Here is a 15,697-nt window from a genome sequence, read left to right as displayed (position 1 = left end):
AAAAGCCCGCACTAATGTGCGAGCTTTTTTTATACTTATCGTTTTCCTTTTTCATAAGGAGTTCCTAATGCTTTAGGAGCTTCAGAACGGCCTACAAAACCAACAAGTGCTAATATTGTGAATACATACGGTAATATCGTTAAGAATACACTTGGAATTTCCTTTAGTACCGGAATTGTACCACCAGTTATTCCTAATGATTGAGCAAATCCGAAGAACAGAGCCGCTCCAAGAGCACCAAGTGGATTCCATTTACCGAAAATCATAGCTGCTAGTGCTAAGAAACCTTGTCCAGTAATTGTAGCACCTGAGAAGTTACCAGAAATCGACATAGCGAAGACAGCTCCACCTACTCCGGCAAACATTCCAGATATAGCTACTGCAATATAACGCATTTTATATACATTAATCCCCATCGTATCAGCTGCCATCGGATGTTCTCCAACCGCACGAAGACGCAGGCCAAACGGCGTTTTATAAATGACATACCAAACGACAAACGCTAAAATAATAGCAATATATGATGTTAACGGTACATTTGAGAAGAAGATTTTTCCGATTACCGGAATATCCGAAAGACCCGGAACATCAATTTTTTCAATACGGTATTGAATGAAATCAGTTTGTCCTTTGCCAAAGATTTTCTTAATCGCAAATACTGTTAAACCAAGAGCTAAGAAGTTAATCGCTACCCCGCTCACTACTTGATCTGCACGGAATGTAATAGATGCTACTGCATGAAGAAGTGCAAATAAACCACTACCAATCGCTGCAAATAATAGTGCAATCCAAGGAGTCATCGATCCCCACGTATCACCCATTAATAACGTTGTAACAATACCAATAAATGCACCAAATAACATTAAACCTTCTAACGCTATATTTACAACTCCAGAACGTTCACTGAACACTCCACCTAACGCCGTAAAAATAAGTGGCGCTGCCGTATATAACGTACCCGTCACAAGAATGGCTAAAATATCTAAAAAGCTCATTTATTTCCCCTCCTTGCTCATGCGTGTAAGTGCCCAGCGTAAAACATAACTGCACGCAACAAAGAAAATAATACATGCGATAATAACGTTAATTAACTCAGAAGGTACATCTGCTTCAAAATTCATTTGTGGCGCTGCACTTTTCAAACCACCAAACAGTAAAGCTGCTAATAATATACCAAATGGATTATTTCCTCCTAGAAGCGCTACCGCAATCCCATCAAATCCGATACCAGTGAACGACGACATCGCTGTCATACTTTGGAATGTCCCTAAACCTTCCATAGCTCCACCAATTCCTGCAAAAGCACCGGCAATTGTCATTGATAAAACAACATTACGCGATACTTTCATCCCTGCATATTGAGAGGCATTTTGGTTAAATCCAACCGATTTTAATTCATACCCTAACGTTGTTCTATCTAATAAGAACCACATTACAATTGCAATGATAATAGCTACAACAATTCCCCAGTGTAAACGAGATCCATCTGTCAATGAAGATAACCAATCAGAAGCTAACGAAGCACTTGCTTGCACATCATAAGATTTCTCATTACCTTCATGAATATAACGTTTAATAAGGTCATACGTAACATAAAGTGCAATGTAGTTCATCATAATTGTAACAATTACTTCATTTACTTTAAGCTTTCCTTTTAAATATCCAGGTATAAAACCCCATAAACCGCCGGCGATCGCTGCCACTAAAATAGATAACGGAATATGCAAAATTGCTGGTAACGACACTGCATATCCAAACCAAACAGCAGCAAGCCACCCAACTAATAACTGTCCTTCCACCCCAATATTGAAAAGACCTGTACGAAATGCAAATGCTACTGAAAGACCAGCTAGTACAAGCGGAATCATTGTACGCAACGTCTCACCGATAGCTTGTGGATTTCCAACCATTCCTTCCCAAAGCGCAACATATCCAACAATTGGATCATATCCACTAACTAACATTACAATGGCACCAACAAGTAAACCGAAAACTACGGATAACACAGGTACTAAAATATTAATTGTTCGTTCTGTTAAAAAATTTTTAGCCATTTGTGTTCACCTTCTCTTTCCCTGTCCCTCCGGCCATTAATAATCCAAGCTGTTGTTCATTCGTTTCTTTCGCGTCAACAATTGCTACAATTTTCCCTTCATATATAACAGCAACTCGATCACTTACATTTAAAATTTCATCTAGCTCTAGCGATAGAAGCAATACAGCCTTACCATTATCTCTCTGCTCGATTAATTTTTTATGAATAAATTCAATCGCACCTACATCTAAACCACGTGTTGGCTGCGCTGCAATTAATAAATCTGGATTACGATCTACTTCACGTGCAATAATTGCCTTTTGCTGGTTCCCACCAGATAGAGCACGAGCTAACGTTTGTTCACTAGGTGTACGTACATCAAACTGTTCAATGAGCACTTTTGCTTTTTCTGTAATTTTACTAAAATTTAAAATCCCTTTCTTTGAAAATGGATTTTTATAGTATGTTTGTAAAACAATATTGTCCCGAACAGAAAAATCGAGAACAAGTCCGTGTTTATGACGGTCTTCAGGAATATGACCAATCCCCTCTTCTGTTATTCTTCGAACAGGCCAATTTGTTATTTCTTTTCCTTTAATTGCAATAGAACCTGACTCAACTTTTCGTAAACCAGTAATCGCCTCTATTAATTCACTTTGACCATTTCCATCAATCCCTGCTATCCCAACGATTTCTCCTGCACGAACAGTTAAGTCAAGGCCTTTTACAGCAGGTAACTTGCGCGTATCATGAACAATTAGGTTTGCAATAGATAGTACTTCTTCCATTGGTTTAGCTTCTATTTTTTCTGTTTTAAAATTCACTTGACGTCCGACCATTAACTCTGCAAGTTTATGCTCATCCGTTTCTGCTACATCAACAGTACCAATCCCCTTACCTTTACGAATAATTGTACAACGATCGCAAACTTCCATAATTTCTTTTAACTTATGTGTAATAAGAATGATAGATTTCCCCTCTTGCACAAGCTTTTTCATAATTTGAATCAACTCATGAATTTCTTGAGGAGTTAACACCGCGGTTGGCTCATCAAATATTAAAATCTCAGCACCACGATAAAGAGTCTTTAATATTTCAACCCTTTGCTGCATCCCAACAGAAATATCTTCAATTTTCGCATGTGGATCAACGGCTAAACCGTACTGTTCAGACAATTGCTTAATTTCTTTTGCAGCTTCTTCAACAGCAATTTTCCCGTTTTTCTTTGGTTCATTTCCGAGAATAATATTCTCTGTAACTGTAAAATTATGAACAAGCATAAAATGCTGATGGACCATCCCAATACCAAGGTCATTTGCTATATTCGGATTTGTAATTTTAACAGGCTTTCCTTTAATTTTAATTTCTCCCTGTTCTGGTTGATACAAACCGAACAGTACATTCATCAGCGTTGATTTCCCTGCACCATTTTCTCCAAGTAAAGCATGTATTTCTCCCTGTTTTACTTGCAGCGTAATATCATCATTCGCTACAATGCCTGGGAATACTTTTGTAATATTGTTCATCTCAATTACGTATTCCATTTTGTTCCTCCTTTTAGCAGGGAACACTCCCTAATTACACTCTATTAAAAGTATTTTTATATATGCAAAGGTTAGTTCTACGAACTAACCTTTGCTATTTCTCTATTATTATTTCTTTAGAGAAGCTTCATATGTTTTATATTCTTCGTCAGTTGCAGGTACTTTAATTTCACCGTCAGTGATTTTCTTCTCAAGCTCTTCTACTTTTGTTAAGATTTCTGGATTTACTTTTTTTACATTGTCAGTAGTTTTCGCAATACCAACACCATCATCTTTTAATCCGAATTCTTCTACTTTACCGCCTTTTAACTTACCATCTTTCGCTTCTTGTGCTACTTTTGCTACTGCAATATCAACACGTTTTACCATTGAAGTTAATGTTACGTTTTCAGGCATACCTTCTTGGTTTTGGTCACGGTCAACACCGATTACCCAAACATTCTCACCTTTTTTCTTACGGTTTTTCGCTTCTGTAAATACACCATTACCAGTTGCACCTGAAGCATGATAAATTACGTCAACTCCACCACCGTACATTGCTGAAGCTAATACAGATCCTTTTTCTGGTTTATCAAATGCATCAGCATATTGTGATACGATTTCAATATTTGGATTCACTGCTTTTGCACCAGCTTTAAAACCTGATTCGAATTTTGTAATTAATGGGCTTTTTACACCACCAACAAACCCAACTTTATTTGATTTTGTCGTCATCGCTGCTACAGCACCAACTAGGAATGAACCTTCATGGTCTTTAAATGTAATACTTGTTACGTTCGGCTTCTTTACAACTGTATCTACAATCGCAAATTGTTCTTTCGGATACTGATCAGCTACTTTTTCGATTGATTTTTCCATTAAGTAACCAATACCAAATGTTGTGCTATAATGATCTTTCGCAAATTTCGTTAAATTCGGGATGTAATCCGCATCTTTACTTGATTGAAGATAACGATATCCTTCATTTTTCTTTAAGTCATTGTCTTTACCGAACTTCGTTAAACCTTCCCAAGCTGATTGGTTAAATGATTTGTCATCAACGCCCCCAACATCTGTAACCATACCAACTTTAAACTCTTTTTTGTCGCTACTCGCCTTATCCGAGTTACCACATGCACCTAAAACCGCACTCGCTGCTAATGTTAATGATAATAAAAGACCTGTTTTTTTCTTCATACTAGAAACCCCTCCTGAAATGAATTGTCTATTTTTTTACACGCTGCTGTCCCTAACTTCTTGCTGTCACCTCCCTAAAAAGGAACTCACCTACATACGTTTTCTTAATACGTGGAAGCTAAACTTATCAGCTCTAAAGTAATTAATAGAATATAAGATTGGTTCATCATTTTGATCATAGTGCATTTGTTTTAATACTAGCAGTGCTGTTTCTGGTTCACATTCTAAAATCGGTGAGATTTTCGGATGATAGCCAATTGGCTCAATGTGAGCAACCGCATATGTTATGCGCTTATGCGTGTTATTATGTATCACCGTTAGTAATGATTCTTCATTGTATCCCGATAAATCTGGCAAGATTTCTTTTGCAAGTTTATCGATACAATATACAACAGGTTCCCCATCTGCTGTACGCACACGCTCGATCATCACTGCATTAAAACCATCTTCACTATTAAACTTCTCTTTTTCTTCTTCTGTTAAACTTGTTGTAGATGATGATAGAAAGATAGTTCCTGGTGTTTTCCCCACACTAGAAATCATATCTGTAATACTAGAAAGTTGTTCAATCCCAGAAGAGAATAACGGCTTAGCATTTACAAACGTCCCTACACCATGTCTACGAATGACAACATTTTCTTCTTCTAAAATACGTAGCGCTTCCCTTAAAGTCGCTCTACTTACGCCAAGTTCTTTCGCTAAATCAAACTCTGATGGTAACTTTTGTCTTTCTTTGTAAGCTCCATCTTTAATTTTTTCTTTGATGTGATCAATCACCCGTAAATATAGGTGACGACTATCGGATTTTACTGACATAAGACTCCCCCGCATTTCAATTATTCGACCTCTGATGTAAGACTTCTTTTCTCTTTTTTCAACTTACAACATAATAAAAATTACTAAATACTAAAAATACGCGCAATTGTCGAATAAATATTAATAATTTTTTAAGATGAAATTTTCACTCTTTACTGCATAAAAAAAACTTTGCACCATAAACATTCCTCATTTCGAGAAAAAGTTCGGCACAAAGATCTCTTACATCCTTTGTTACACACTTTTCCCCTCATAGTCCAGCAATTCATGGTTGCCGGGTAGAAACTTATGGACCTTATCTCCAAGATTATATGAGGCAGTGATTCTTTTCGAAGTAATCTTACCACTTGCTCCCATATGTGTCAACAAAATTTAACATTTTTCTACATTGAATATCGAACGTTCACAAAAAACCACACCAAAGTATTCGTATTCTAGAGAATCACTTTAAATGTAAGCCCTTTCTTTATTGCTGAATATAGTATATAACAAAACTAGCATATAAAAAAGCCTAATTGTAAAAACAATTAGGCTTTTTTTATGAACTTTTTTCTTGTACATCATTAATAAGCACTTCTCGTGGTTTACTACCTTCATACGGACCTACTACACCATTCATTTCCATTGCATCAATTAAACGGGCAGCTCGCGTATAACCAACTCTAAACCTACGTTGTAACATAGAAACCGATGCTGTTTGCATTTCCACTACGAGCTGAACTGCTTCATCATATAATTCATCTTCTACTTCCTGCTTCGTATCAGGAACATCTTGCGGAATCATATCTTCTTGATATTGCGCTTTTTGCTGACCAATAACATATTCTACAACTCTCTCAACTTCATCATCTGATAAAAACGCACCTTGTACACGTACAGGTTTCGATGCACCAATTGGTATAAACAACATATCTCCACGACCTAGTAATTTCTCTGCACCACCGCCGTCAAGAATTGTACGAGAATCTGTTTGAGAAGATACAGCGAATGCAATACGCGATGGAATATTCGCTTTAATAACCCCCGTAATAACATCAACTGATGGACGCTGCGTTGCGATAATTAAATGAATACCAGCCGCACGAGCCATTTGCGCTAGACGCATAATCGCATCCTCTACATCCGATGAAGCAACCATCATTAAATCTGCTAACTCGTCCACAATTACGACAATATAAGGTAATTCCGGTTGTTTCGCTTCTGATTGATTATTATGCTCTTTTATATGATCATTATATCCTTCAATATTCCGCGTGCCACTATGAGCAAATAATTCATAACGGCGCTCCATTTCACTTACAACTTTTTTCAATGCTTGTGATGCCTTTTTCGGATCCGTTACAACTGGTGTTAATAAATGAGGCACACCGTTATATACATTTAACTCTACCATTTTCGGATCAATCATCATTAATTTTACTTCATGTGGTTTTGCACGCATTAAAATACTAACGATAATACCGTTAATACATACACTTTTCCCGCTACCTGTTGCACCGGCCACTAGTAAATGGGGCATTTTATTTAAGCGGGCTAATACAGCTTCACCTGTAATATCTCGTCCAAGACCAATTAACAACTTCTCTTCTGGATGATTATTAGCTTTAGAATCAAGAACTTCTCTAAGCGTTACCATAGAGACTTCTGAGTTCGGAACTTCAATTCCTACAGCTGATTTCCCGGGAATAGGTGCTTCAATACGAATGTCTTTCGCAGCTAAAGCCAGTGCTAGATCATCACTTAAACCAACAATTTTGCTTACCTTTACTCCCATATCAGGATACACTTCATATTTTGTAACTGCAGGACCTCTATGTACTTTTGTTACTTTCGCTTTCACTCCAAAGCTTTGGAAAGTACGTTCTAATTTACGAGCATTCTCATAAATTTCCGCATTTTCATTTGTAACTTGTTTATTCTTTGGAAATTTCAATATATCAAGTGCAGGTAGCTTATAATCTTTATTTTCTACATTTGAAAATTGCATAGGAGGAGCTTGTGTTTCTCCCTCTAGCGATTCAACGATTTTTTCTCCACGCTTTTTCTTTGGCTCTTCAATTGGCGGAGCCTCTTCGATAAATGGTGAAGTGATTAACTCTTCTTCCTCTACTTCAATTCGTTTATCCTCTTCTTCATTTACTGGATAATTTTCAGTGAAATTTGAGATAATCGGAGGATCAATTGGGATTTCTTCCATTGGTTCAACAATTTCTTCTTGTTCTGCAGCACGTTTACTCCTTGTGCTTCTCGTTGTTTTTTTCTTTTCTGTTTGTTCAGCCGTTCTTTTCGCTCTCCAGTCTTTATAGTCCCCTTGCATCACTTGAAATTGACTTCTAAGGATTCTACCAACTGGAGCTAACACTTCTCCAATATGCTTATTTGTTATACAAAGTATACCGAGAATAACTAAAATAATACCAATAATATAAGCTCCTACTTCGTCAAATAAGAAATAACAAGTCGCGAACATAAGTGCACCAAACATACCACCACCTAAATGAACACTATCTGGCCCTTTTTTCATTTCAAGAAAGAAATTATCTTTTGTACTCACAATAACAGAAGTATTTTGTACTGCTCCATCTTTCGTAAGAAGGTTAAATAATGTAATATGACTAAACATTAATATCGCCAATACTATTAAATAAAAACCGATTAACCGTTTATTTAAAAGGTTCGGCCATCCACGTTTTATAACGAATGAAACTGATAAAGCTATTACACCTAACACACCAATTATGTACCACTCACCAAAGAAGAAGCGAAAAAATAACACAAACGATTTTCCTACAACACCTAGCTGTAAAATCGTAATGATTGAAAGTGCAAAAAGAGTTAAACCGACGATTTCATAATACAAAGTTGGCTTTATCGTACGTCTTGCCTTTGCCTTCGTCCCTCTTTGCTTTTGTTTTGCCATTTCTTCACCTCGTGTTCTACATATATGTAAAGCCTCCTAAAAACTCTACTTATATGTCTGTTTTCTCTATTTTTCAGGTCTCTATCTCTTCTATTTTTACACTTCTTGTAAAATGTTAAATAAACAGAAGAAAGCAGCCCTCTCATGGCTGCTCAACCGTCTTGTTTTTTATATTATACCATAGCTTCTAAACAAAATCCTTCTTTTTGCTAAAAGGTTATTTTCTGGCCGGGCTCAAACTCTAAATAGTGAAACGGATCCGTACTTAACACACGTACAATCGAATAATACCCATGTTCTTCTTCTGAAACCATTAATTCAACACCATTTATATTTACGACTTTTTGACTTTCACATTGCGAATAATCGGCTGGATACACGAGTTGCTCTGGCATAATTGTATATAAAATCATTGTAACATTGTCCCTTCTGCACTATCATTCGCACGACCATCTATTAATTCGTTTAATTTTCGAATCGCATTTCCTATACCGCCGACATCATCTATAAGACCATACTTCACTGCATCTCCACCAATTACATTCGTACCAATATCTCGCGTTAAATTTCCTTTCGCAAACATAAGCTCTTTAAAACGATCTTCCGTTACTTTCGAATGCTTCGTCACAAATCGAATGACTCTTTCTTGCATTTTATCTAAATACTCAAATGTTTGCGGCACACCTATAACAAGACCTGTTAGACGAATAGGATGAATTGTCATCGTCGCAGTTTCCGCAATAAATGAATAGTCTGTAGAAACGGCAATCGGTACACCGATAGAATGTCCTCCGCCTAAAACAAGAGATACCGTTGGCTTTGAAAGCGAAGCTACCATCTCAGAAATTGCTAGCCCTGCTTCAACATCACCACCAACTGTGTTTAATATTAAAAGTAAACCTTCAATTTTCGGATTTTGTTCTATCGCAACAATTTGCGGAATGATATGCTCATATTTTGTTGTTTTATTTTGCGGTGGCAACTGAACATGACCTTCCACCTGTCCAATGATTGTTAAACAATGAATACGCGATTCATTCATTTGTGGTACATTCGTTTGTCCAAGCTGTTGAATTTTTTCTACTATTGAAGCTTCTTTGCTGGTTTCTTTCGGTTCAGCCTCTTTCTCTTCATTTGTATAACGATCACGTTCTGTCATATCGCATCCCCTTTCACTCGTATATCACTATTATTTCTTAAGTTATAAATTTCATTCGATAGAGTTAAAAAAGAAAAAAGATCACCCGTAAAGGTGATCTTTTTTATACTTCCATAATAATCGGTAAAATCATAGGTTTTCTCTTTGTCTCTTCGTACAAGAACTGTCCTAATAATTCACGAATATTTTGTTTTAACATAGACCATTCGATTGAATATTCTTTAATTGATTGCTCAACAATCATGCGTACAATCTCTGTAGAGCGGTCAATTAACGCTTCTGATTCACGTACATATACAAATCCACGTGAAATGATTTCTGGACCAGAGATAATTTTCTTTTCATCTTTACCAAGTGTTACAACAACTACTAATATTCCATCTTGAGATAACATTTTTCTATCTCGAAGAACGATATTACCAACATCACCTACACCTAATCCATCAATTAACACATTGCCAGCTTGCACTTTGCCAACTAAGTTCGCTTCATCGTCACTAAAACCAATTACATCGCCTTTTTCTACAATAAAGATATTTTCTCTTGCAATGCCTACATCTTCAGCTAAATATGCATGCGCTTTTTGCATACGGAACTCACCATGTACGGGTACAAAATATTTAGGTTTCATTAAATTTAACATTAATTTTAATTCTTCTTGGCTACCGTGACCTGAAACGTGAACTTTTCTTTCACCGTAATAAACAACTTCAGCTCCCGCTCTAAATAACAAGTCAATAATTTTCGATACAGATATTTCATTACCTGGAATTGGAGATGCCGCGATAATAACCGTATCACCTTTACGAATTGAAATTTGTTTATGAGCTTGCTTCGCCATTCTAGAAAGGGCCGCCATTGGTTCGCCTTGGCTACCTGTCGTTAAAATAGCTACCTTTTTCTCTGGGAAATTGTCTACTTCTTGTAGTGAAATAACCATACCTTCTGGAACATCTAAATAACCAAGACGTCTCGCGATATCTACTACTTTCACCATACTACGTCCTACAACCGCTACTTTTCGTCCTGTTTCTGCAGCTGCATCAAATACTTGTTGAATACGATGTACATTTGATGCAAATGAAGCAACGATAATACGTCCTTCTGCGCCGTAGAACACTTTAGAAATTTCTACACCAACTTCTTTTTCAGAACCTGTATAGCCTGGACGCTCAGCATTTGTACTATCAGATAATAAGCATAGTACGCCTTCATTTCCGATTTGAGCCATTTTCCCAAGGTCTGCTCCACTATTTCCAATTGGAGTTTGATCGAATTTAAAGTCTCCTGTATATACGATTGCACCTTTTGATGTATGGAAGCAAACACCGACAGAATCTGGAATACTATGTGTCGTTCCAAAGAATGAAACCGTCGTAGTATTAAACTCTACTGTTGAATTTGAATCGATTGTTTTTAAGTCTACACGGCCTAACATACCCGCTTCGCTAAGTTTTTCTTGTATAAGTCCTACTGTTAATTTCGTTGCATACACTGGAATAGATAATTTACGAAGTACGTAAACAATACCACCAATATGATCTTCATGACCGTGAGTAATAAATAAACCTTTTACTCGCTCTTGGTTTTCCACTAAATATGTAATATCAGGAATAACGATATCAATTCCAAACATTTCATCTCCCGGGAACATTAACCCTGCATCCACAATAAAGATTTCAGAATCAATTTCAACACAGTACATGTTTTTCCCGATTTCACCTACTCCACCAAGAGCAAATACTTTAACAGACTCATTCTCTTTTCTCTTCATGTTGTTGCCTGGTTTAAAAATCTTTCAAACACTGATTTCACTAAAATTGCAGAGACACCAGGGGAAACTCTACAACCACCATATATTCACCGTCCAAGACGAATGTCCTTACCGTTATGCGATATCATGTCCTTGTTTATTTTTTAAACCAGGTTTCACCTCTCTTTCATTATATAAATCAAATATCTTATTCGATATGATATGAAAATGTAATCAAATTATAATTTTTACCAATTTTGCTAAGCATACCCGTACTAAGCTACTTAGCCATATTATACCTGATACAAGAAATAGAACACAAGTTAAATCGTGCGAAAGAATAGGTAAAAGAACGGAATTATAACAAAAGTATCGAACGTATTTCCTTTATATTTACTTCGATTTTATACTCCATATTATTTTGAAGAAATGGCCATAATTACACTAAGTTAATTTCATAATATGTAGTTTTAAAACATATTTTTCTAGAATCAAACAAAAACACTTACAAAATGGAGTTTTTTTTATGAATTGCATCACATTTGAGGGGATTTCTCTAAAAAACAGAAGCGTTGCTTTATTGCGTTTGTACAAATGTTTATTCTATAATCACTTTCGTTTTTGATTCATTTCAAGGGAGACGATTATTTTCTTATACATATTGCAATTCATAATGAAGAAACAGTTAATGATCTAAATAAGAACACATATAGGTGAGAAAAGATTTTCATCCTATAAAAAAATGACCTAGTTCTACACTAGGTCATTTTTTATTAACGAGGGATAGATTGCATCACAGATTGTAACGTTACTCTTTCTTCTTCTGTTAATGGAAGAAGTGGTAAACGTACAGAACCTACATCTAATCCAACCATTTGTAATGCTGTTTTTACTGGTGTTGGGCTTGGCGCCATAAATAATGAATCCGTTACTCTTACAAGTAATTGATGTAATTTTTGCGCCTTCTTAAATTCACCTGCTTGGAATGCTGCAATCATTTCTTGCATTTCATTTCCGATAACATGAGATGCTACAGAAACGATACCTTTCGCTCCAACTGCCATAGCTGGTAACGTTAAACCGTCATCACCGCTGTATACTGCAAAGTCGTCCGCTGTTTTTTCAATGATTTCTGTCATTGTTAACACATCGCCGCCTGCATCTTTAATCGCAACAATGTTTTCTATTTCTGATAAACGAACAACTGTATCAACGGAGATTTGTACAATAGATCGTCCTGGAACGTTATATAGCATAACCGGAAGTGGCGTACTTTCAGCAATTGCTTTAAAGTGCTGATACATTCCTTCTTGACTCGGTTTGTTATAATACGGTGCTACTAGCATTACTGCATCAACACCAGCTTCTGTCGCCTTTTTAGTTAAGTCAATAGAAGCATGCGTATTATTGCTACCTGTTCCAGCGATTACGGGCACCCTTTTATCGACAACAGATACGACATGGCGATATAACGCTACTTTTTCTTCTGAAGTTAATGTAGGAGATTCTCCTGTCGTTCCTCCTACCACGATTGCTGTTGTACCGTTATCTATTAAATAATTTACCAATTTCGTTGTCTTTGCAAAATCGATATTTCCGTTTTTATCAAACGGAGTTACCATCGCGGTTGCAATTGTCCCAAAATCTATCATGGTCTCACTCCTTATTGTTCCAGTTGCTTTTCTTTTGAAAGCTCAAACGCACTATGTAATGCATTTACAGCCTCCACTAAATCCGTTTCTTTTACAAGAACCCAAATTGTCGTATGGCTATCTGCCGATTGCAGAATTTGAATACCTTTTTCAGCTAAAGCTGTAACGATTTTCGCAGTAACCCCCGGGTATCCTGCCATTCCAGCTCCTACAATAGATACTTTTGCACAATGTTCTGTCACAATTGGCTCGTATCCAAGGTTTTGTAATAATTCAACTGCACGATTTGATACATTATCACTTACCGTATAAGCTACCCCGGTAGGTGAAATGTTAATTAAATCGACACTGATTCCTTCATTCGCCATTTCTTTAAACACATGCTGCTGCAAATCATATGCTGTTTCTTTTGCAAGCACTTTAATTTGCGTCACATTTGATACATGTGCAATACCTGTAACAGGACGTTCTTCTACATCACGACCTTTTGTCGCACCGTCAGATGCTGAAATAAGCGTACCTTCACTATCAGAATACGTAGAACGTACACGAAGTGGAACTTTCGCATGCATCGCAATTTCAACTGCACGTGGATGAACGACTTTTGCACCTTGGTAAGCCATGTTACAAATTTCATTGTACGTTACAGTTTGAAGATGACGTGCATCTTTTACAATGCGAGGATCCGCAGTCATAACACCTTCTACATCTGTGAAAATATCAATAAATTCAGCATGAAGCGCAACACCTAACGCTGAAGCTGAAGTATCGCTACCCCCGCGTCCAAGTGTTGTCGTATCACCTTTTTTCGTTTGCCCTTGGAATCCTGTAACGACGATTACATCTACATTTTCTAGCTCTTCATGTATACGATCGCAATTCATTTCAATAATCTTAGCATTTGTAAAATCATCATTTGTTACAAAACCAGCTTGTGCACCATTTAATGCCGCTGCTTTTATACCGTTCTCATTTAACATGTTAGAGAAAACGATTGCTGAGATTAATTCTCCGCATGATAATAATAAATCTTGCTCACGATTAGAAATGTGAGATTCCTTTTGATTTACAAGGCTCAACAAAGTATCCGTTGCATATGGTTCACCTTTACGCCCCATAGCAGATACGACAGTAACTACTTTATAACCCGCATCTAGTGATTTTTTTATATGATGAAGCGCATGCTTACGTCCATTTTCATCACGTACAGATGTGCCACCAAATTTTTGAACAATAATTTTCATATTTTGCACCTTCTCTTAGCCGTTTACACTAATTGTAATTTTACTAAGCGCTCTGCAATTTGAACAGAATTCCATGCAGCGCCTTTTAATAAGTTATCAGATACGACCCAAAGATGGAATCCTTTATCGTTATTTAAATCTTTACGGATTCTTCCAACGAATACTTCGTTTTTACCTACTGCAGTAGCTGGCATTGGATATAACTGCTCTTCTGGATTATCTTGCAGAACGATACCTTCCGCATTTGCAAGTAAGTTCTTTAATTCTTCTACTGTTACGCCTTCTTTTTCTACTTCGATGTAAACAGACTCAGAGTGACCTGATACAACTGGTAAACGTACACATGTTGCCGCTACTTCTAATTCTGGCATATGCATAATTTTTTTCGTTTCATTAATCATTTTCATTTCTTCAAATGTAAATCCATTATCTTGAAATTTATCAATCTGTGGAATCGCGTTGAAAGCGATTGGGAAATGTTTCTTATCACCTGATACAGGTAAAACATTTGCCTTCACTTCTTCACCATTTAAGATTGCTTGTGATTGTTCATGAAGTTCTTCAATCGCTGCCGCACCAGCACCTGATACAGCTTGATATGTGGAAACGATTACTCGTTTTAAACCATATTGCTGACGAACTGGCTCAAGAGCTACTACCATTTGAATTGTAGAACAGTTTGGATTTGCAATAATACCATTATGTTCTTTTAAGTCATTTTCATTTACTTCAGGTACAACAAGTGGCACGTTTTCTGTCATACGGAATGCACTTGTATTATCAACAACAATCGCACCGCGCTTTGCTGCTTCTGGCGCTAATTGTTTTGATACAGATCCACCAGCACTAAATAGTGCGATATCTACTCCTTCAAAACTTTCAGGAGTTGCCTCTTGAACTGTAAATTCTTCGCCTTTAAATACAAGTTTCTTACCTGCAGATCGTTTAGATGAAAGTAACGTTAATTTCCCGATTGGAAATTCTCGTTTCTCTAAAGTATTTAACATTTGTTCACCAACTGCGCCGGTTGCTCCAACTACAGCGACATGAAAAGTTTTTTGCTTTTCCATCACTATGCCCCTTTCTAGATACCAATCCTTCTATAACTTAGAATCAGAAGGAGTATACAATACCCCTTCTAATCTTAATAACGTTAATTTTATCATATTCTACAGTAAGAATGATGGTTTCATCAAAAATTGTCCGTTTTTTTTCGTTTTTTAATTCATATATCTGAATTTTTCTACGACAACCGGTTGCAATTGCTTTCCTTGCAATGCTTCTAACACTGTGTCTTCCAGCAGCTCCATGCGAGCTACCATTGAGTTTGGTTTTTTCTCTGGTGCATCTTGACCGAATGGGACGAAGTAGATGTTTTTTGTTGCCATTAGGCGCATA

At 36.7% G+C, this 15,697-nt stretch carries 12 protein-coding genes, 1 pseudogene and 1 riboswitch; all 13 genes and pseudogenes read right to left on the bottom strand.

All coding sequences use genetic code 11. The annotated features are described in order from the left end of the window. Window positions 1–35: 35 nt before the first annotated feature. Entirely contained in the window at window positions 36–995 is a 960-nt protein-coding gene (locus Q9B79_RS23665; RefSeq protein ID WP_000008843.1) for an ABC transporter permease, read from the bottom strand. Then, on the bottom strand, window positions 996–2,054 hold the full coding sequence (locus Q9B79_RS23660) for an ABC transporter permease (protein ID WP_306188170.1): 1,059 nt from the start codon (window positions 2,052–2,054) through the stop codon (window positions 996–998). Further along, the gene (locus Q9B79_RS23655; RefSeq protein WP_306188168.1) at window positions 2,047–3,579 is read right to left on the bottom strand and encodes an ABC transporter ATP-binding protein; all 1,533 of its coding nucleotides are present in this window, start codon (window positions 3,577–3,579) and stop codon (window positions 2,047–2,049) included. The genes Q9B79_RS23660 and Q9B79_RS23655 overlap by 8 nt, the downstream gene beginning before the upstream one ends. Before the next feature lie 108 nt (window positions 3,580–3,687). Beyond that, the gene (locus Q9B79_RS23650; RefSeq protein WP_306188165.1) at window positions 3,688–4,755 is read right to left on the bottom strand and encodes a BMP family lipoprotein; all 1,068 of its coding nucleotides are present in this window, start codon (window positions 4,753–4,755) and stop codon (window positions 3,688–3,690) included. A gap of 90 nt (window positions 4,756–4,845) precedes the next feature. Continuing rightward, window positions 4,846–5,571, bottom strand: coding sequence for a GntR family transcriptional regulator (locus Q9B79_RS23645; protein ID WP_000114176.1), 726 nt, complete (start codon window positions 5,569–5,571; stop codon window positions 4,846–4,848). 233 nt (window positions 5,572–5,804) lie between these two features. Further along, window positions 5,805–5,906, bottom strand: a riboswitch (purine riboswitch). Between the two features lie 203 nt (window positions 5,907–6,109). Next, window positions 6,110–8,491 carry a DNA translocase FtsK gene (locus Q9B79_RS23640; protein ID WP_306188162.1) on the bottom strand — a complete coding sequence of 794 codons (2,382 nt, stop codon included), beginning with the start codon at window positions 8,489–8,491 and terminating at the stop codon, window positions 6,110–6,112. Window positions 8,492–8,700: 209 nt separating this feature from the next. Continuing rightward, on the bottom strand, window positions 8,701–8,904 hold the full coding sequence (locus Q9B79_RS23635; RefSeq protein ID WP_000605026.1) for a YlzJ-like family protein: 204 nt from the start codon (window positions 8,902–8,904) through the stop codon (window positions 8,701–8,703). Then, window positions 8,901–9,650: a translocation-enhancing protein TepA gene (tepA, locus tag Q9B79_RS23630; protein WP_306188159.1), complete on the bottom strand. Its 750-nt coding sequence runs from the start codon at window positions 9,648–9,650 to the stop codon at window positions 8,901–8,903. Before tepA ends, Q9B79_RS23635 begins: the two co-directional genes overlap by 4 nt. A gap of 103 nt (window positions 9,651–9,753) precedes the next feature. Continuing rightward, window positions 9,754–11,424: a ribonuclease J gene (locus tag Q9B79_RS23625; protein WP_306188157.1), complete on the bottom strand. Its 1,671-nt coding sequence runs from the start codon at window positions 11,422–11,424 to the stop codon at window positions 9,754–9,756. Window positions 11,425–12,176: 752 nt separating this feature from the next. Next, window positions 12,177–13,055 carry a 4-hydroxy-tetrahydrodipicolinate synthase gene (dapA, locus tag Q9B79_RS23620; RefSeq protein ID WP_048530473.1) on the bottom strand — a complete coding sequence of 293 codons (879 nt, stop codon included), beginning with the start codon at window positions 13,053–13,055 and terminating at the stop codon, window positions 12,177–12,179. 11 nt (window positions 13,056–13,066) lie between these two features. Beyond that, complete coding sequence (gene dapG / locus Q9B79_RS23615) at window positions 13,067–14,299, bottom strand: aspartate kinase (protein ID WP_306188154.1); 1,233 nt, start codon at window positions 14,297–14,299, stop codon at window positions 13,067–13,069. Between the two features lie 23 nt (window positions 14,300–14,322). After that, complete coding sequence (gene asd, locus Q9B79_RS23610; RefSeq protein ID WP_000414848.1) at window positions 14,323–15,369, bottom strand: aspartate-semialdehyde dehydrogenase; 1,047 nt, start codon at window positions 15,367–15,369, stop codon at window positions 14,323–14,325. 150 nt (window positions 15,370–15,519) lie between these two features. Next, window positions 15,520–15,697: pseudogene (gene spoVFB, locus Q9B79_RS23605) on the bottom strand (dipicolinate synthase subunit B); the annotation flags it as partial.

The organism is Bacillus sp. MHSD_36, assembly GCF_030757775.1.
GTDB lineage: Bacteria > Bacillota > Bacilli > Bacillales > Bacillaceae_G > Bacillus_A.
The sequence above is the reverse complement of the archived record's forward strand: the minus strand, read 5'-3'. Positions and strand labels throughout refer to the sequence as shown.